This window comes from Pragia fontium (genome assembly GCF_900638655.1).
Classification (GTDB): domain Bacteria; phylum Pseudomonadota; class Gammaproteobacteria; order Enterobacterales; family Enterobacteriaceae; genus Pragia; species Pragia fontium.
On sequence record NZ_LR134531.1, the window covers coordinates 3405173 to 3425222 of the forward strand.

At 47.0% G+C, this 20050-nt stretch carries 18 protein-coding genes; 6 read left to right on the forward strand and 12 right to left on the reverse strand.

The window, feature by feature from the left end:
• Positions 1-33: 33 nt before the first annotated feature.
• The 5 genes from lptB to rnk all read left to right on the forward strand — a co-directional run bounded on the left by lptB (position 34) and on the right by rnk (position 4507).
• Positions 34-759 (forward strand): LPS export ABC transporter ATP-binding protein, encoded by a 726-nt coding sequence (lptB, locus tag EL341_RS14725; RefSeq protein ID WP_047782005.1) that lies wholly within the window; start codon positions 34-36, stop codon positions 757-759.
• Positions 760-815: 56 nt separating this feature from the next.
• Positions 816-2246 (forward strand): RNA polymerase factor sigma-54, encoded by a 1431-nt coding sequence (rpoN, locus tag EL341_RS14730; RefSeq protein ID WP_074821603.1) that lies wholly within the window; start codon positions 816-818, stop codon positions 2244-2246.
• A gap of 19 nt (positions 2247-2265) precedes the next feature.
• Positions 2266-2775 carry a PTS IIA-like nitrogen regulatory protein PtsN gene (gene ptsN / locus EL341_RS14735; RefSeq protein ID WP_074821601.1) on the forward strand — a complete coding sequence of 170 codons (510 nt, stop codon included), beginning with the start codon at positions 2266-2268 and terminating at the stop codon, positions 2773-2775.
• 129 nt (positions 2776-2904) lie between these two features.
• Positions 2905-3777, forward strand: a complete 873-nt coding sequence (rapZ, locus tag EL341_RS14740) for an RNase adapter RapZ (RefSeq protein WP_047782007.1) — start codon at positions 2905-2907, stop codon at positions 3775-3777.
• Positions 3778-4099: 322 nt separating this feature from the next.
• A complete protein-coding gene (rnk, locus tag EL341_RS14745) occupies positions 4100-4507 on the forward strand; it encodes a nucleoside diphosphate kinase regulator (protein WP_047782008.1) in 408 nt (135 codons plus the stop codon).
• A gap of 76 nt (positions 4508-4583) precedes the next feature.
• Here rnk and pmbA read toward each other — a convergent pair whose 3' ends face one another.
• Positions 4584-5924, reverse strand: coding sequence for a metalloprotease PmbA (pmbA, locus tag EL341_RS14750; protein ID WP_074821600.1), 1341 nt, complete (start codon positions 5922-5924; stop codon positions 4584-4586).
• Positions 5925-6139: 215 nt separating this feature from the next.
• Between pmbA and yjgA the strand changes: the two genes are divergently transcribed.
• Positions 6140-6697, forward strand: a complete 558-nt coding sequence (yjgA, locus tag EL341_RS14755; RefSeq protein ID WP_047782010.1) for a ribosome biogenesis factor YjgA — start codon at positions 6140-6142, stop codon at positions 6695-6697.
• Positions 6698-6966: 269 nt separating this feature from the next.
• Here the strand turns inward: yjgA and EL341_RS14760 are convergent, their stop codons facing one another.
• From EL341_RS14760 to mreB, 11 genes are all read right to left on the reverse strand, one after another.
• On the reverse strand, positions 6967-7236 hold the full coding sequence (locus tag EL341_RS14760; protein WP_047782011.1) for a barstar family protein: 270 nt from the start codon (positions 7234-7236) through the stop codon (positions 6967-6969).
• Complete coding sequence (locus EL341_RS14765; RefSeq protein ID WP_114987074.1) at positions 7233-7754, reverse strand: ribonuclease domain-containing protein; 522 nt, start codon at positions 7752-7754, stop codon at positions 7233-7235. Before EL341_RS14765 ends, EL341_RS14760 begins: the two co-directional genes overlap by 4 nt.
• Before the next feature lie 150 nt (positions 7755-7904).
• Positions 7905-8780, reverse strand: a complete 876-nt coding sequence (locus tag EL341_RS14770; protein ID WP_197723510.1) for a DUF817 domain-containing protein — start codon at positions 8778-8780, stop codon at positions 7905-7907.
• Positions 8781-8956: 176 nt separating this feature from the next.
• A complete protein-coding gene (gene tldD, locus EL341_RS14775) occupies positions 8957-10402 on the reverse strand; it encodes a metalloprotease TldD (protein ID WP_047782013.1) in 1446 nt (481 codons plus the stop codon).
• Between the two features lie 5 nt (positions 10403-10407).
• Positions 10408-11256 carry a deaminated glutathione amidase gene (gene nit1, locus EL341_RS14780; RefSeq protein ID WP_047782014.1) on the reverse strand — a complete coding sequence of 283 codons (849 nt, stop codon included), beginning with the start codon at positions 11254-11256 and terminating at the stop codon, positions 10408-10410.
• Entirely contained in the window at positions 11253-15098 is a 3846-nt protein-coding gene (yhdP, locus tag EL341_RS14785) for an AsmA2 domain-containing protein YhdP (RefSeq protein ID WP_126468119.1), read from the reverse strand. Before yhdP ends, nit1 begins: the two co-directional genes overlap by 4 nt.
• Before the next feature lie 56 nt (positions 15099-15154).
• Complete coding sequence (rng, locus tag EL341_RS14790; protein ID WP_047782016.1) at positions 15155-16624, reverse strand: ribonuclease G; 1470 nt, start codon at positions 16622-16624, stop codon at positions 15155-15157.
• The gene (locus EL341_RS14795) at positions 16621-17217 is read right to left on the reverse strand and encodes a Maf family protein (RefSeq protein ID WP_074821594.1); all 597 of its coding nucleotides are present in this window, start codon (positions 17215-17217) and stop codon (positions 16621-16623) included. Before EL341_RS14795 ends, rng begins: the two co-directional genes overlap by 4 nt.
• An 8-nt stretch (positions 17218-17225) precedes the next feature.
• Complete coding sequence (mreD, locus tag EL341_RS14800; RefSeq protein ID WP_047782018.1) at positions 17226-17714, reverse strand: rod shape-determining protein MreD; 489 nt, start codon at positions 17712-17714, stop codon at positions 17226-17228.
• A complete protein-coding gene (gene mreC / locus EL341_RS14805; RefSeq protein WP_074821591.1) occupies positions 17711-18730 on the reverse strand; it encodes a rod shape-determining protein MreC in 1020 nt (339 codons plus the stop codon). The genes mreD and mreC overlap by 4 nt, the downstream gene beginning before the upstream one ends.
• A 184-nt stretch (positions 18731-18914) precedes the next feature.
• Positions 18915-19958, reverse strand: a complete 1044-nt coding sequence (gene mreB / locus EL341_RS14810; RefSeq protein WP_047782020.1) for a rod shape-determining protein MreB — start codon at positions 19956-19958, stop codon at positions 18915-18917.
• Positions 19959-20050 lie beyond the last annotated feature (92 nt).

Genomic DNA, 20050 nt, shown 5'->3' on the forward strand with positions numbered 1-20050 from the left:
CAGCAATCAGATAACAAGAGTAAACAACAGCGCATGGCAACATTAACAGCAGAGAATTTGGCCAAAGCCTACAAAGGTCGCCGGGTTGTAGAAGATGTCAGCCTGACCGTAAACTCCGGAGAAATCGTTGGTTTACTCGGTCCTAACGGTGCAGGTAAAACCACTACCTTTTATATGGTGGTCGGTATCGTTCAGCGTGATGCTGGTTCAATTTTCATCGATGGTGAAGATATTAGCCTGCTCCCTCTGCATGCTCGTGCCCGTCGGGGTATCGGTTATTTACCACAGGAAGCCTCGATCTTCCGTCGCCTGAGTGTGTATGACAATCTGATGGCCGTGCTGCAAATTCGCAACGACCTCTCCAGCGAACAGCGAGAAGATCGCGCTAACGAGCTGCTGGAAGAGTTCCACATTGAGCACTTACGTAAAAGCCTGGGGCAATCCCTCTCTGGTGGTGAACGCCGTCGAGTAGAGATCGCCCGTGCGCTGGCCGCCAACCCCAAATTTATCCTGCTGGATGAACCTTTTGCCGGGGTTGACCCCATCTCGGTCATTGATATTAAAAAAATCATTGAACATCTACGGGATAGCGGACTTGGCGTATTAATTACCGACCATAACGTGCGCGAAACGTTAGACGTATGTGAACGCGCTTATATTGTGAGTCAGGGTCACCTCATCGCTCACGGAACGCCATCCTCCATTCTGGAAGATGAGCATGTTAAACGGGTTTACTTAGGTAATGAGTTCCGGCTTTAGTCATCGAGATATCCACTCACGGTCGGAATAAAGGACAAGAAGTGTAATATGTCACTATGAAGCAAGGTTTACAGCTCAAGCTAAGTCAGCAGTTAACAATGACTCCCCAGTTACAGCAGGCGATCCGTTTGCTGCAACTGTCGACGCTTGAACTCCAGCAGGAAATTCAAATTGCGCTGGAAAGTAACCCCTTGCTGGAACAGGACGATAACCATGATGAAATCGACTCGCCTCAAGATGTAGACCGCGAGCAACTCGATACCAGCGAAGCCTTACAGCAGTCCGATATTCCTGAGGATTTACCCCTTGATGCCTCGTGGGATGAAGTCTATACCGCAGGAACGCCTTCCGGTACCCATAACGACTATGGTGGTGATGAACTGCCGGTATTTCAGGGCGAAACCGTACTGACATTGCAGGATCATCTCACGTGGCAAATGGATCTCACTCCGTTCTCTGACGTGGATAAAGCCATCGCCACCGCCATTATTGATGCGGTAGACCCTACGGGTTATCTGACTGTTCCGCTGGAAGATATCTTAGAGAGCCTGGGGCTTGATGATATCGAGATGGATGAAATTGAAGCGGTTCTCAAACGTATTCAGCGTTTCGATCCCATTGGCATCGCCGCTCGCGATCTACGCGAGTGCCTGTTAGTTCAGCTTTCTCAGCTTGATGCGAAAACTCCCTATTTATCTGAAGCGCGGCAAATTGTCGATCAACATCTGACACTGTTGGCCAGCCATGACTTTCGCACGCTGATGAAGCTCGGCCGTTTAAATGAAGAGTCGCTGAAAGAAGCTATGCAGTTAATTCAGCAGCTCGATCCACGACCGGGCCAATCGATCCACGCCAGCGAATCAGAATACGTTATTCCAGATGTTCTGGTACGTAAAATTCAGTGTAAGTGGAGCGTTGAGCTCAATACTGAAAGCATGCCCCGATTAAAGATTAATCAGCATTACGCCTCAATGGCGAACGGTGATAATGCCAGCGATAATCAATATATTCGCACTAATCTACAAGATGCCAAATGGCTGATAAAAAGTCTGGAAAGTCGTAACGACACGCTACTTAGAGTGACAGAATGTATCGTGGAGCGACAGGAAGAATTCTTTGAATATGGCGCTGAACATATGAAGCCAATGGTATTGGCCGATATTGCTCAAGCCGTTGATATGCATGAATCAACCATCTCGCGCGTGACAACTCAGAAGTACTTACATAGCCCAAGAGGCATATTTGAGTTAAAATACTTCTTTTCTAGTCACGTAAATACGGACAGCGGCGGAGAAGCTTCTTCTACCGCGATTCGTGCGTTGGTTAAAAAACTGATTTCAACTGAAAATCCCGGTAAACCGCTTAGCGATAGTAAAATCGCAGATATGTTGACCGAGCAAGGGATTATTGTTGCCAGACGGACGGTAGCAAAGTACAGGGAGTCATTATCTATTCCCCCGTCAAATCAACGTAAACAATTGATCTGACTCTATGGTTCCTACAATAATGAACACGCTATCTACCATGCAATTACGCTCTATTCTGAAACTGGACAGTACACGCAGCGCCGTTCACTGCACCAGCAAAAAACGTGCTTTGGAAATCGTGAGTGAATTGGCCGCCAGCCAGCTCAATATTCCTACTAGCGTAGTCTTTGAGGCGATCCTCAGTCGCGAGCGTATGGGCAGTACCGGTATTGGTGCTGGTATTGCTATTCCACATGGAAAACTGGAAGAAGACACCACTCGTGCTATCGGCGTGTTTATCACATTAGACGCACCGATTAGTTTTGATGCAGTGGATAATCAACCCGTTGATATTTTATTTGCTCTTTTAGTCCCCGCTGAAGGGTGCCAATCTTATCTGGAAACTCTATCAGCCATTGCCCAGCGATTGGCCGATAAAACGCTGTGCCGCCAGCTACGTATGGCAAAAACGGATGAAGAAGTTTATCAGCTCTTTACGAAAGAAACCTCAGACAATGATAATTCAATGCCTGAAAATCAATCTGTTTAAAAAACAGAGTTCATGATAACGTTTATTGCGTAAAGTGCGTATGAACAGAACAACACATAATGTGTTGTATCAAGATACTAACGGTAATAATTAATAATCGTACCGCGATGACGAAAGAGGAATAGCAACATGGTGCTGATGATTGTCAGCGGCCGTTCAGGCTCAGGTAAGTCCGTTGCGCTTCGTGCGCTGGAAGATATGGGTTTTTACTGTGTCGACAATTTACCGGTTGTTTTGTTACCACAATTGGCGGAAACGCTGGCTGAACGTGGTACTTCTGCAGCAGTAAGTATCGACGTACGCAATTTGCCTGAAACACCGGAAATTCTGGAAGAAGTTCTCAATAATTTACCGGGTGATTTCTCTCCGCAGCTACTGTTTCTCGATGCCGATCGCAATACGTTAATCAGACGTTACAGCGATACCCGTCGTCTGCACCCGTTATCCAATAAGAATCTTTCTCTGGAAAGTGCCATCGATGAAGAAGATAGCCTGCTTGAGCCACTCCGTTCCAGAGCGGATCTGATCATTGATACCGCAGAGATGTCGGTACATGAACTGGCTGAAATGCTACGTACTCGTCTGTTAGGCAAACGTGAACGTGAACTGACGATGGTATTTGAGTCTTTTGGCTTTAAACACGGTATCCCCATCGATGCCGACTACGTTTTCGACGTGCGTTTTCTTCCTAACCCACACTGGGATCCTAAACTGCGCCCAATGACGGGTTTGGACAAACCGGTGGCTTCATTCCTCGATCGCCATACGGAAGTACACAACTTTATTTATCAGACTCGCAGTTACCTTGAACAATGGTTACCGATGCTGGAAACTAACAACCGCAGTTACTTAACCGTGGCTATTGGTTGTACCGGTGGTAAACACCGTTCTGTTTACGTGGCAGAACAGTTGGCGGATTATTTCCGCTCCCGTGGCAAAAATGTGCAGTCACGCCATCGCACCTTAGAAAAACGTAAGAACGACGGGAAGAATAGTCACTGATGACAAATTGGCCTTCTGCTAAGTTTGCTGATATGATTCTCGTAACGCGTTATCAATATGATAACAGCCAAAAAATAAGATGTTATATAAAAACCGGAAGCAACAAAGCGTGATCTTGATCTCTTTAATTTAGCCAGTTTTTATTAATATCAGGAAATAAATGCTCTTAGCCCCCGCATATAATCTGCGGGGGTTTTATTTTGTTTGGTATTTTTAGATACGCCGCAGACAACGATATGGCTTTTACCAACGAGACCTGCGGAATGTGAACCCCAAAAATTAGATAGGGCTTTTCTAATCAAAGAAATTATCGGAGTGATGTATGCTTAAACCCGCCATAATCATTAATGAACTGGATGCAGAGCGTATCGATATGCTGCTTGAACACCCTGAATTCGCTTCATCTCCGGTGGCTCAGGCACTTAATTCAGAAATCGATCGGGCTGAAATTGTCTCGCCTGAAGAAATTCCCGCCGACGTCGTCACCATGAACAGTCGCGTGCGGTTTCTCGATCTCAGCAATCAGGAAGAACGGACCCGTACTCTGGTCTTCCCTCAGTCCCTAAATGACAGCAATGAACAGCTTTCTGTTCTGGCGCCTATTGGCGCAGCCTTGTTAGGATTGCGTGTAGGGATGGAAATTAGCTGGCACCTGCCAAACGGCACAGTGGCCCAAATTAAGGTTCTGGAACTGATATATCAGCCAGAAGCCGCTGGCGAGTTTCGTTAAGCTACCGCCAGGGCTAAAACGGAAACCGACTTCACTCAGGAAGTCGGTTTCAGATCGTTAACGTCTGTTGTGAAAACTACTCACCGGCAATTTTCATCTGCTCCAGCAGTACTGAACCACACTGAATATTACTGCGCGTTTCGATATCATCACCCACCGTCACAATACTACGCAGCATATCTTTTAAGTTACCGGCAATAGTAATTTCGCTAACCGGATACTGGATCTCGCCATTTTCTACCCAAAAACCAGCGGCGCCGCGAGAGTAATCGCCAGTTACAGTACTAACGCCCTGTCCCATCAGTTCGGTAACCAACAGACCGCGTCCCATCTGCTTCAGCATGGCGTTGAAATCATTACCCTGCCCTTTAATCCGCCAGTTATGTATCCCGCCGGCATGACCGGTGTTCGTCATGTTAAGCTTACGAGCGGAATAGCTGGTTAACAGGAAGGTTTCCAGTACACCCGCTTTCACGATATCCCGCTCTTGGGTACGAATACCTTCGCTGTCAAACGGCGTAGAAGCCATCCCTTTTAATAAATGAGGATGTTCACTAATAGTCAGCCAGTCTGGCAGAATCTGTTTTCCGAGATGGTCTAACAGAAATGATGACTTGCGATAAATACTGCCGCCGCTAATAGCAGAAACTAAGTGACCAAATAGCCCAGTTGCCACTTCTGCTGCAAACATAACCGGCGCTTGCATGGTTTGTAGCTTACGTGGATTAAGGCGCGATAAAGTACGACGAGCACACTCTTGTCCTACCCACTCAGCACTTTTTAAATCCGCCACATCACGAGCGATGGTATACGCATAATCTCGCTCCATATCACCGTTATGCTCGGCAATCACACAACATGACATCGAGTGACGGCTTGAACAGTAGCTTTGCAGCATACCGTAGCTATTACCGTAGACTTTGATGCCATAGTGGCTGTTATAGCTACCACCTTCACTATTGGTAATACGTGAGTCTGCCTGCATGGCCACGCGTTCAGCGATAGCCGCCTGCTGAATAAACTTATCCGCATCTAATTCTGTAGGGTAGAACAGATCCAAATCCGGCGCATCAAACGCCATTAACTCGCGTTCGCCCAAGCCGGCAAAAGGATCGGGAGAAGTATAACGAGCAATATCCAGCGCAGCCTGAACCGTACGGGCAATCGCATCCGGGCTTAAGTCGGTTGATGATGCATTACCTTTGCGCTGCTGGTGATAAACCGTAATCCCTAAAGCGCCGTCGCTGTTAAACTCTACATTCTCCACTTCACCAAAACGGGTAGAAACACCAATACCGGTAGATTTGGTAATGGCCACTTCGGCAGCATCAGAAGCCGCTTTAGCAAGATCCAGCGCCTGAGCGACTGCCTGCTCTAACATTTTACGTTGTTCCGCAACTTGAGTGACTATATTCATGGTCTAAGGCTCTGCTATCATCAGAAAAATTACGCCAAGTTTAACAGGATCTGCGTACGATTTCGCAGAAAGCCAACAACCTGTTAATATTAATTCCAGATTTCGTCCCTGATGTTAGCTTATTCGGGCTCTGTTTATCCTCGCGATTGGGGAAAAGCAGACAGAGATTAGAAAATTACCCACTTTAAGCACCCAGATTTAGGTTAAGTAATACTATGAATAAATTCGATAATGACAGCGAATGGCTTGATGACGATCTTCCAAAAGAAGAGCCAGAAGATGATGAAATCATCTGGGTCAGCAAAAGTGAAATTAAGCGGGATGCTGAGGTACTTAAAGATCTCGGTACCGAATTAGTTAAGCTGGGGAAAAATGCCCTGGAACGTATTCCTCTGGATGAAGATTTACGTGCAGCAATTGAATTAGCCCAGCGCATTAAGAAAGAAGGCTATCGCCGTCAGATTCAACTGATTGGTAAAATGCTGCGTTCCCGCGACGTTGAGCCGATTCAGACCGCATTAGATAAACTGAAAAACCGCCATAATCAGCAGGTTTCTTTGTTTCATAAGCTGGAAAGCCTGCGTGATAAGCTCATCGATCACGGTGATGAAGCTATTTCTGACGTTCTGGATCTCTACCCGCACGGTGACCGCCAACAGCTACGTTCTATGGTGCGCGCAGCCCAAAAAGAACGCGCCGGGAATAAACCCCCTAAGTCATCCCGTCAGATATTTCAGTATCTGAAAGAGTTGGCAGAAACAAATCAAGAATAATCTCTTGGCGATAACCAATAAATAGTCTGTGTTGCCATCCCGATAAATCGGGATGGTTTCTCTATCATCATCATTTGAGCTAAATATCAGGCATGGCCTTTCTTAAGGTATTTAATAATATTTAACCTTAATCAATGGGAAAATATTCAGCGAACAATAAACCACAGAAATATTGTGGATTTATCATCTGGTTCTATAACCTATACCGAATAACATCACCTGAATATGTGTTAACGGCATCAAAACATCAGACCATCAATCAATCAGAATTAGATTTCACTGCTATCGAATGTTAATAGCCCATCCAGTTCCCTCTGTGCCTCTCTGAATAGCTTATATAAAGAAGCAAAGTCCAGAGATTGAGGGTCAAAATGCGTAAATTCAATCTGAACCGGTAAACGAATCCCAACGGTTAAGGCATCCCACAATGCATCAAGATTATTACCAAACCAGTCGGGAAGTAAAAATATATCCGCAAACTGTAGATAAAAATCCGGCATTGAATGAATATTTGAGAAATCAAAAGTGACGCTTCTCATCTGTTTCTCACCTCCGTGAAACGTTTATAATGATCGTGAGTGACATATATCAAACCATCATTTGAATACAGTAATCTTTCCGCTCCGCGATGCCCACAGCGATAATTAATATCCGCTTCAAACCAGACTCGCCCGGAAGCATTTGGCAAAGCGCCTTCTCGATTAGAGAAGCGATCGCCACCAATCGCCTTGCCCGGCATCACTGAACAAAGATTACCATTTCGCGCATCCCAGCCTTGCGAACGAGCCTGTTTTTTTGTCACGTAATAGTCCGGCAGTCGCTTATTCTGGCGAAGATAGTTCGCCACAACGTCCTGCCGGGTTAAACCATCAATACTCAACGCAGACGAATTTGGTGCTGAATTCCGTCGGTTATTTATTTCAGGTTTCGATTGAGGGATCTGCGAGGATTCCGCTACCGGGCCAGAATCTTTAGTCGGATATAATTTTTTAAACCCGATACCAACCACAATCAGTAAAGCGCAAAAAATCAATATCCCTAATGTATTTCTCTTCATATCACTCAATCACGAATTATTATAGTTAGCCCACTGATGGAATATTTTAATAACGCAGCGAATAATCAAATATTCAATACCCCTTCGGGTCGAGCTAAAAAAACCATCAGCATATATAAAGCATAGACCAATAAAAATATTCTATATTCATTAATCCGTCAGCTTATTTTCGTTTTCTTTACGTTGGCTAAATAATTTTAATTCCGCCACAATCACAAAAGTAATCACCACCAGCAAACCCCATGAGCTAATTTTACCTAAATGCACAATATCCCAATTGCTAACTTGATTGGGATATTGCCAGCCGCCAAACAGCGTCGCGATGTTTTCTGCAATCCACACAAAAAAACCAATCAATAAAAAAGCCAGCGGTAGAGGCATCCAGAATTCACGAACCATTGGCTTAAAATGGACTTTGGTACGACAAAATATGGCAATCAAAATAAAGGTTAACGGCCAACGATAGTCACCAATAAAGTGATGGGTAAAGAAATTCAGATAAATCGCCGCAGCCAGTGCAATAGCAACACTATGATGGGGATATCCGGTTAAGCGTAATGAAAGATGACGCCAGGACTGCAGCATATAACTGGCCACCGCGGCATGCATAAAACCGCTGTATAACGGCGCACCAAATACCTTGGTATAAGCAAACTCGGGATAACTCCATGAACCAATGCCCGGCGCTGTTTTAAAAATTTCTAACGCTAGCCCTAACAGGTGAAACAGCGAAATCGCCATCAACTCTTTTTTGGTCTCTAATCCGTAATAGACCAGCGCAAACTGTACCGCCAACGCCACCAGCAGCACAAAATCATAACGAGGTAGACCACCTAGCGGTATCAGCTTTGACAACGCCAGCGTAAGAAAAAAAGAAACGGCAAAAATACAGCTGAGAGCCTCCTTAATACCAAAGCTCCAAAACTCCAGCAACGGTAAAGGCAGGCTACGCATCCAACGCGGCATATACCATGGATAAGCATAACCTGTGAGATAATGAGGAGAGTAAATATCAATGGCCGACATAGCAAAATCTCTGCTGATTTAAACAATGTCGGCAATATAGCAATGCTATGTGTGAAGTAAGTGAAGCTAATGTGAAGTCAAACGGCTAACCCACTTTTAGATTAACGATAAGACAGACATATTTCACTACAACAGAAAAATGAAAATGCAGAGCCTTGACCCCGCATCCAAATCTATTACGCAGTTCCACCCACGGTTAAATTATCCAGCTTCAACGTCGGCTGACCCACGCCTACCGGCACGCTTTGTCCTTCTTTACCGCATACGCCAACGCCTTTATCCAGCGCCAGATCGTTACCTACCATAGAGATCTGCTGCATGGCTTCAATACCAGAACCGATTAAAGTCGCGCCTTTTACCGGCTTAGTAATGCGGCCATTCTCAATCAAATAGGCTTCAGAGGTAGAGAAAACAAACTTACCGGAAGTAATATCAACCTGACCACCGCCAAAGTTAGGGGCATACAGACCATATTCAACGCTGGAAATAATCTCTTCACGGCTGGACTGACCCGCCAACATATAGGTGTTGGTCATACGCGGCATCGGTAAACTGGCATAAGATTCACGACGACCATTACCCGTCGGCGCCAATCCCATCAGTCGGGCATTCAGTTTATCCTGCATATAGCCTTTTAATATACCGTTTTCAATCAGCACATTGTATTGACCAGGCGTTCCCTCATCATCAACGGACAAAGAACCCCGACGCCCCATCATGGTACCGTCATCCACCACGGTACACAGTTCAGAAGCAACCAGTTCACCCATACGTCCGCTAAATACCGAAGCACCTTTACGATTGAAATCCCCTTCAAGGCCGTGACCAACCGCTTCATGCAACAACACGCCCGGCCAACCTGCACCTAATACTACCGGCATGGCACCAGCCGGAGCGGCAATAGCAGAAAGATTCACTAAGGCGACTCTGACCGCTTCCAGAGCAAAATCTTCTGCGCGAGTTCCCGTTTGGGTGGGCTCCAGAAAATAATCATAGCCAACCCGACCACCGCCACCGCTGGAACCGCGCTCACGCTTGCCATCTTCTTCCACCAACACGCTCACGGACAGGCGAACCAGCGGACGCACATCCGCAGCCAACGTGCCATCCGTTGCCGCAATCAGCACCGTTTCATAAACGCCGCTAATGCTGGCACTCACTTCTTGCACCCGCTTATCGGCGGCTCTGGCGACTTTATCTACTCGATGCAATAGTTCAATTTTGGCTTCACGAGTCAAGCTTTGTAGCGGATCCATGGCCGGATAAAACGCCGCATAATTTACCGCACCTAATACATGACTTTTACCATTACCCTGCTCATTCACAATACTGCGAGCTGCGTGGGCACTCTGGGTCAAAGCATTCAGGGTAATCTGATCGGCATAGGCAAAACCGGTCTTTTCACCGTTAACCGCCCGTACACCAACACCCTGATCGATGTTATAAGAGCCTTCTTTAATAATGCCGTCTTCAATCACCCAAGACTCATGGTAGCTGGATTGAAAAAACAGATCGGCATAATCCAGACGCCGTTCAGAGAGTTGTCCCAGTACATTAAACAAGTCCTGATGGCTTAATTTATTGGCAGCAAGCAGCTGCTCACTGACGAGCGTCAGATTCATAATGGTTATTCGCCTTTCTTCAATGGATTTTTCAGCACTGGCTGAAATCTGTTGTGTTTGACTACCGGCATCTGCTCACGCAGTTTTTGCATGCCGGAAGTATCCACATGAACTTTAATACCTTCTACCGCATCGGCATTAAGACCAACGATATTTCCCCATGGGTCGATAGCCATAGTGTGACCCCAGGTACGGCGAGTAGCGCCGTGACGGCCAACTTGGGCCGGAGCTAAAATCCAGCATTGGTTCTCAATCGCCCGCGCCCGCAGCAAAATCTCCCAATGCGCTTCACCGGTTACCCGAGTAAACGCAGCAGGTATAGCAATCAATTCGGCCCCTTTCTCTCTTAAGGCCTGAAACAAACCGGGAAAACGTAAGTCATAGCAAATCGTCATTCCCAAACGCCCAACCGGCGTATCCACCACCGTCAAATGCTGGCCGTAATCATACGTGTCCGACTCACAATAGTGGCCGTGACCATCGGCAACATCAACATCGAACATATGCATTTTATCGTAACGCGCCTTTAACTCACCTTGATCATCAAACAATAGGCTGCTGGCAGTCAATCGATTCGGGTCTTCACGGCTGATTAATGGCATTGAGCCAATCAGGATCCATACGCCATAACGTATCGCCATTTCTCTTATGGCATCCTGTAAAGGGCCGCTTCCTTCTGTTTCTGAATGTTTATAATAAGTTTGGGTATCAGCAAACAGTAAGGCATTTTCTGGAGTCATCACCAGCTTTACATGTGGTTTCAACTGCTTAATCTGTTGTTCAATTTGGGCCAAATTAGCCCGGATATTGTCACCACTGCATAGTTGCAACAAAGCAACGTTGGCTCGTCTCATTGACTATCATCTCCCTTAGGTTGACGTAATACTTCATTTACGGCAGGATTTTCAAGGCTTCCATCAATTCTATAACGAATCAACGAAATCTTATTCCATAGCGGCGCCAAGACTTGGCTGGCAGCAAAAACCGCCGCGCCGGCAATCGGGTTAACGACAAACGCCGTTGCCACACCAACCGTCGCCGAAATTTCAGGTGCGACCACCGCATTGAGGTTAAGCTTCTGGTTAACGAGATCCACCGAACCATCTATCGCAATATCGGCGGATAGACCATCGACCAATAAATCATTGGTCGTGGCGATCCCTTTAGAGAACTTCACACTGCCAGTGATAGTATCAAAGTAAAAGCCTTTACCAAACGTATCACTAAAATCAAACTGCAATTTACGCAGTAACGCATTAAAGCTTAGCAGCCGCAAAATCTGGCCGGTATGTCCACCCACATTATCTACCTGCCCTTTACCCAATTGAGCCGTCATCTGACCATTCAACGTATTTATTTGAGGTGACCAAGGTTCACCTTGCCAGGTCAGGTCAAAATCCAGATTAAACGGTGCCCCTTTCAGTGGAGTAAACACGCCGAAATAGTCCATACTCTGGTCAATATCTTGTCCTGATAACTTACCATCTATCCTCGTAGCCGAACCGGCAGAAGAGCGCAGCCAATCACCGGTAAAGTTGAGTTTGGCCATACCGGTATCAATCAACCCCTTAGTTAAGCTCATATTATCGCCACGAAACACCAAATCGGCCTGAACAACGCCCAAGCGTTGCCCCATTGCCCAACACTCTTTACAGCGCACCACCATGGCCGGTAGCTGAGAGAAATTTATCCCGGATGAAGCTCTGGATGCTCTACTGCCTTTAGCCAACTGATTTTTACCGCTTGGCGCGTTATTAGCACCACCCAACAGGCGACTTGGCTGCGGGTTGAAATAGAGATAGTCAATATCCGCACGCCACGGCTGATTACCGCGCACCGCTACATTCGCGTTGATCTCTTTTCCTTTCAGCGCCACATTCATATTACCCGGGCGGTTATCAACGTTCACGTTCAAGTCTCGCCAGTATTGTCCGGCTAAATCCACCTGAGGCGAATGAAATACCCAACGTTGTGGCATCACCAATTTGCTGGCTACGCTACGGCTGGTCCCTGAACTCAAGAGCGGCGCTAAAATGGTCATTAAGTTATTGCCATCCAGCGCCGGGAGTTGAATATCCAGACGTTCGTCAGACGGTAATGACGGAATTTTGCTGCTGTTGGTCTGCCAGGCCAGGCGTGACAGCTTGGTTTGATCTTTAGTAAACGCCCACTGACTATTGATCGCTTGATTACCGGCAATCAAACCATCCATGTTAAAGCCGTTCAGATCGCCGCTGGCTTTAAGATTAAGCGGCATTGCCACTCCGGCTGACTTATTCAGCGGAGCAGGTAAGCGACTGCTTACTCCTTTTAGATCGCCATCCAGCGTCACATCATAAGTGGCACTACCTTTGGTTGGCAGCGTAATCAGTACACGACTTTTCCAGTTGGCATTACCTGAAAACTCAGAAGTCATGTTTTGCGGTATCCACGGCATGTTTGCCACTGCCCAGTTGCCATCAACGTCGACATTAACCCGATAATCTTTGGCATTCTGACGAGTCGAGAAATTCAGTTTAACTGGTTGATTAAACCACTCGGCACTTAATGGACCGCTAACCAAATCGCCATTATCAAAGCTAAATGTACCGCTCACGTTTTCCATCACCGAAGCGATGGGTTTGATATTTAGCTGATTATTTTTCAGCGTAATATCCCCTTTGGCGGCGGCATCTTGACCATTTAAAGGAATGTCCAGATGTAAGCGCCCGCTAACGTTACCTGTTACTTCTACTTCATCTAACGCGGAACCCACCGAAGATTTCAACGGTGAATTGTTCATGTAATCCCGCACATCCAAACCTTCACCGCTCACATCGGCAGCAATCGTCAGCTGTTGTTTAGCAAAATTGGCAATCACCGCCTCAATATTGTTACCATCAACCTTACCCAGCTTGGCTGTCGGGGCATCCATCCATAAACCGTCATTAATAAAATCCAGATTGATGGTCATATCCGTCAACGGTTGCCAGGTTGGCTGAAATTTAAAGGTGGTTTCTTTTAACGGTGCATAGACTTCAAATAAACCGTCTTTTTCCGGGTAAGGGAATTTGCGCGGATTACCGGCAAAAATCAGTGTGGCGTCGTCCGCTGATTTACCAGCAATAATTGCAGAGGAAAGATAATCAACCAGATTTTTGCCCATCAACGGCTCAGGGAAATAGCGCCACGCATCGCCAGCATCCGACACGCGAATTCCCGCCAGAATACTTAGCCACGGTTGCTCCCCTTCTGGCTGAGTGAAATCAAAATTACCGTTAGCCCACAGCGATTTAGCCTGTACATCGATACCGTCGCTCCACAGGCGAAACTCATTTTGGTTATTCAGCCAATTAACCGTGGCATTAGCCTGACTCACTTCCAGCGGGGCCTTAAACATATCGCTATAAGGCAAGGTACTTTGTTGCAACGCGACACTCACCGTCCCACTACTCAGACTCCCCTGAATAGCTCCGTCGGTGTGGTTACTGCCGGGAATGTGTTTCCACGGCTGCCAACTGGCATTTTTCCACTGGCCTTGAAAACGAATCTGTTCCGGCTGCTTCAAGGGAATATCCAAAGCCAGAAGCGGCAGATTTCCCTTGGGTTGCAGATTAAACCAAACGTCTAAACTCTCCGGCGTCAGGAAACTGAAAATAGGTAGCAAGGGATTGATATAATCGAGGTCTAAGCCATTAGCACGAATGCGTAACAGCGCTTCCAGCTTCTCGCCAGAAGCCGTCATTCCTTCCGGCTGCCAGAATAGACTAACTTTACCCTGTGGCCATTGCTCACCGTCAGTCTTTAAATTCAGTGCTGGCACATCCAATCGCCAGCCGTTGGTTTGTCGACTCATGTGTATGCCAAGCTTATCGACGTCCAATTGATGCTGATAGTCACCATTATGCCAGTTAGCGCTACCCTCAGTGAGTAACACATCGCCGCCATCAATCTCACCACGCTTAATATATAGCCACGAAGCTAAACTAAATTTGGCGTTTTCAAAACCGGAGTTGTCTTTAAACCAAAGGCTTAACCAAGGCAGCATATTGACGTTATCGGCCTGTAGATAAACGGTGCCATTATCCAATAGCCCCTCTTCATCCCTTAAATCTAGCCGTACCTGTAACAGCCCGTGTGGGCCATCTTGGGTAGTAACGTTGACCTGTCCTTCTGCCCGATGACGATTTCTACCGTTCATCCATGTTAAACGGGGAATATCCAGTGAAATTCTCTCACCTGATAAGCCCAGAAAGGAAATTTTGCTGTCGCGCAGAATAAAATGGTCAAACTGCTTTAAAAAAATATTTTCCAGCGTACTGATTTGAGAAGAGCCCTCGCTCTTTTCTGCATTACCAACCATATAGTTGAGATCGCCATTGACCCGATAAAAGGTTAAATCGCGAAACTGCCAGCGTAAGTGAATCAGAGTATCCCAAACATCAAGGGCAAGGGTAACGCGGGAAATATCGACTTTTCCCATGGAGGTATTTAAGGTGATATCACGTAATTCGAGCGTGGGGCCAAATATTTCCCATTTTCCTTCCATATAACCAACGTCCGTTGGAATACCGGAAAAACGGGAAACACGCTCCAGAATGGGTTGGCGATACTCATTAAGATGGGGTAAAGCAAGCCTTAAACCACCAACGGCCAGAGTAAGCAGTACCAATAGCGCGATCGCTATTTTTAACAGCATGCGGCTGGTTCGCCTCATCCTTCCTCCTATGGCTACCGCTGGCCAGCGGCAAAATGGACGCTTGTTATATCAAACTACATCATAACGACGTCAAACTGTTCCCTGTTATACAGTGGCTCTATCTGAATTTTAACCTGTTTTCCAACAAACAACTCGACTTCCGCCACAGAATACGACTCTTCGCTCTTCAGCGCCTCACCAACGGCAGGCGAGGCATAAACCAAGAATCGATCCGCATCATAGGCATGATGCACTCGAACAATTTCCCGTAGAATTTCATAACAAACGGTTTCCACCGTTTTCACCCAGCCACGACCACGGCAGCTTGGGCATTCACTGCATAAAACATGTTCCAGACTTTCCCGTGTACGTTTGCGGGTCATCTCCACCAAACCAAGGGCGGAAAAATCATTAATACTGGTTTTTACCCGATCTTTGGAGAGAGCCTGTTCTAAAGAGTGTAGAACACGACGACGATGATCCTCATTGGTCATATCGATAAAATCAATGATGATGATACCGCCCAAATTACGTAAGCGAAGCTGGCGGGCAATGGCCTGCGTGGCCTCGATATTGGTATTGAAAATGGTCTCATCAAGATTACGATGACCGACAAAAGCACCGGTATTAATATCGATGGTGGTCATGGCTTCAGTCTGATCGATAATCAGATAGCCGCCCGACTTCAACTCCACTTTACGATCCAGCGCCCGTTGAATTTCATTCTCAACGTCATACAGATCGAAAATAGGCTGCTTTCCAGTATAGCGCTCAAGTTTAGCCGTCATCTGAGGCATAAACTCGGTGGTAAATTCCGCCAAAGAATCATAAGTTAGACGAGAATCGACGCGAATGCGGTCTAATGATTCACCAACAAAATCACGCAGCACCCGCTGAGTCAGGGCTAATTCACCGTACAGCATATTTTTGGTGCCGCCACGGCTTTTTCTTTCAATCACTTTGCCCCACAGGCGCTTCAAAAAAGCAGCATCCTGTGCTAATTCTTCGGAACAGACCCCTTCTGCCGCGGTACGAATAATAAAACCACCGGTTTCATCACAGTATGCAGCAACAATCTGCTTCAGACGCTCACGCTCTTCTTCGCTTTCAATGCGTTGAGACACCCCAACATGAGAAGCGCCGGGCATAAAAACCAGATAACGAGAAGGTAACGTAATATCCGTGGTCAATCGCGCACCTTTAGTCCCCAGCGGATCTTTCACCACCTGAACTACTAAATCCTGCCCCTGACGAACCAGTTCGGTAATATCGCGTACATGAAACTGTTTTTGTTCATTATCAGCAATGCACTCTGTATGCGGCATGATATCTGATGCATGAAGAAAAGCAGCTTTATCCAAGCCAATATCGACAAAAGCAGCCTGCATTCCCGGTAGTACCCGGCTAACGCGACCTTTATAAATATTACCCACAATACCGCGCTTGGACTCACGATCGATATGGATCTCCTGCAGAATGCCGCCAGCAATAAAGGCGACTCGCGTTTCCGAAGGTGTGACGTTAACTAAAAGTTCCGCTGTCATTGTTGTTCCTTATTTATGCGCATCGCCTGAGCCTCAAGAAATGCAGCGAGAAGCTCGCGAGTTTCAACCAACGGTAAGCCGACAACCGCATGGTAACTACCATGAATAGCGCGAACAAAACTACCGCCAAATCCCTGAATACCGTAAGCCCCGGCCTTATCCATCGGCTCACCACTAGCAATATAAGCGGTAATGTCCTGCTCCGTCAGTTGGCGAAAAATCACTTCGGTAGTCACAGAATAGCACATCACATCCTGTTGATTAGCAAACGCAATTGCAGTAATAACTAAATGTCGCTGACCGGATAGCGCAGTTAATATTCTGGCCGCATCATCTGCATCTTTCGGTTTTTCCAGAACTTGATCGCCCAACACCACAATAGTGTCGGCTCCCAAAACAGGATAGTCCCGCTCTGCCACTAATACGCCGGCCTGAGCTTTACTCTTGGCTAAACGACAAACGTATTCCTCGGCGCTTTCTCCCGACATCTGCTGCTCTTCCACATCGGTAACCAGACGTTCAAAAGGAATCTGTAATAATGTGAGCAATTCACGACGGCGGGGGGAGGCAGAAGCCAGATAAATAGGCTGCATATCAGGTCTCATCTAACGGCAAGGCGCCGGCGTATTTTACGCATTAATAAAAATAGCCATGGCCACAATAAACCATTAATAATGCTATTCCATAAGATTTCTGGGCGAAAAATCACATTATGAACCAGAAATTCTGCCCAAAAGACAATAACATCCATAACCAGAGAAAGCAGAACCACAACCAGCGCCTGCTGCCACAGCGCCATATTGCGCAGTAGCTGACAGCGAAAAGCGACAACATACACCACAATACTTAATGCCAACCCGCGAACGCCTAGCGTGGCACCTAAGGTTAAGTCCCAGATCAGCCCTAAAATAAACGCGGTGCCAACATTAATTCGATGGGGTAATGCCATCACCCAATAGACCAGAATCAGCATCACCCATGAAGGCCGGTACAAAAACAGCTCCTCCGGCCACGGCATGATTTGCAATATCAGCGCCAGCAGAAAAGAGAACCAAATAATCCAAAGGCCGGAGCTATTATAATGACTCATTGCCTACCCCGAGTGGCCGGCGCAACGACTGGAGGGGGTGGTGGAACCGCTGGCGCAGTCGAATTCACCGTCGGATTCGCTGGCACCGTTGATGGCGGGGTGTTCTCAGGCGGTAAAACCTGCGGCATCATTTTGCGTAAACGCTCTCGGGCAATCCGCCTGACTTCTTCTGAAGGTAACGGTTGGAGGCCTTCTCGATCGCTTGGCCAAAGCAGCAGTAAATAGCGTAAACGCTGTAACGCTACGGTAGGATGCGCCTGAATAACGGTATTGGCTCGCTGATCGTCAATGGTCACCGATGAGACAACGGCAACCGGATAACCTTCTGGGAACCGCCCGCCTAAACCGGAAGTCACTAAAACATCCCCCACCCGAATATCCGTATCGCGCGGTAAATATTCTAGCTGCAAATCTTCGGTACAGCCGGATCCAACGGCAATCACCCGAATATCGTTACGTAGCACCTGAATAGGTAAAGAATGGGAAGTATCACAAATCAACAATACTCGGCTGGTATTACGGGCCACGGCAACCACCTGACCCACCACGCCTCTATCGTTAATAACCGGTTGTCCTTCATAAACGCCGTCTTGAAAGCCTTTATCGACAACCACCTGATAACTGTATGGATCGGACTCAGTGGAAAGCACCTGAGTAATCATTTTATGTTCATCACCGCGCAACGGCGAACCGAGCAGCTCACGCAGGCGGTCATTTTCCTGCTTAAACTGACCAAGCAACTGTAGATCGCTGTTTTTTAGCAGCAGTTCATTGCGCAGAAGATCGTTTTGTTTCTGCAGTTCCTCACGAGAAACCAATGAGTCCGATACGCCATCTAAGACATCTCGCGGCCCATTAGCCATGAAGAAAAAAGGACTCACCGCAGTATCCAGATAGCTGCGTACCTTGGAAAAAATACTCAATCGGCTATCGGCAATAATCAATACGATAGCAAAGATAACGCCGAGACAAAGACGGAGCTGCAGGGATGGTCCCCGACTAAAAATAGGCTTCATAAATCGCATTATCCTTGTCGATAACAAGGGGCCACAGCCCCCCATGGCAGGGACAACTTATTTCTATCTGTGCTTACACTACAGCAACGCTCCATGGGACAAAACCGGCAGGCACCAAAACTAGCGGAACCTAAAAAACCAGCAATATCTCAAAGAGCGTAGGCTGTTAGAGAACAAAACGAAATTAGTCCTCGCTGAATAAATCGCCACCGTGCATATCGATCATTTCTAACGCTTTACCACCACCGCGGGCAACGCAGGTCAGAGGATCATCGCCAACCACAACAGGAATACCCGTTTCTTCCATCAATAAGCGATCTAAATTACGCAGTAAAGCACCACCACCGGTCAGCACCATACCGCGCTCAGAAATATCTGACGCCAGTTCTGGAGGACACTGTTCTAACGCAACCATCACCGCACTCACGATGCCGGCTAGTGGTTCTTGTAATGCTTCAAGAATTTCATTGGAGTTCAGCGTAAATCCGCGAGGTACACCTTCAGCCAGATTACGACCACGAACTTCAATTTCACGCACTTCATCACCCGGATAAGCCGAGCCGATTTCATGCTTGATACGTTCTGCCGTGGCTTCACCAATCAGTGAGCCATAGTTACGGCGCACATAGTTAATAATCGCTTCATCGAAGCGGTCACCACCAATACGCACAGAAGAGGAGTAAACCACACCATTCAGGGAGATAACGGCAACTTCAGTGGTACCACCACCGATATCCACCACCATTGAACCCGTTGCTTCTGAAACCGGTAAACCGGCACCGATCGCTGCGGCCATTGGCTCTTCAATCAGGAACACTTCACGAGCACCAGCCCCTTGAGCTGATTCACGAATTGCACGGCGTTCTACCTGAGTCGCGCCAACCGGCACACACACCAGCACGCGCGGACTTGGACGAAGGATGCTGTTGCTATGCACCTGACGAATAAAGTGCTGTAACATTTTTTCGGTCACAAAGAAATCGGCAATCACGCCGTCTTTCATTGGGCGAATAGCTGAAATGTAACCCGGTGTACGGCCAAGCATTTGCTTAGCTTCATGACCAACGGCAGCCACACTCTTTTGAGTACCTACGCGATCCTGACGAATCGCAACCACTGAAGGCTCATTCAGTACGATGCCCTGCCCTTTTACATAGATAAGGGTATTTGCAGTACCCAAGTCAATGGACAGGTCGTTAGAAAACATGCCGCGAAATTTCTTAAACATTCTAGAGAGTAATCCTGAAAGCTGAGGCGGTATATAAATCCACCTACTTTACCAACCACGAAGGACGGCCACAAAGCATCCAAAAGCGTTAA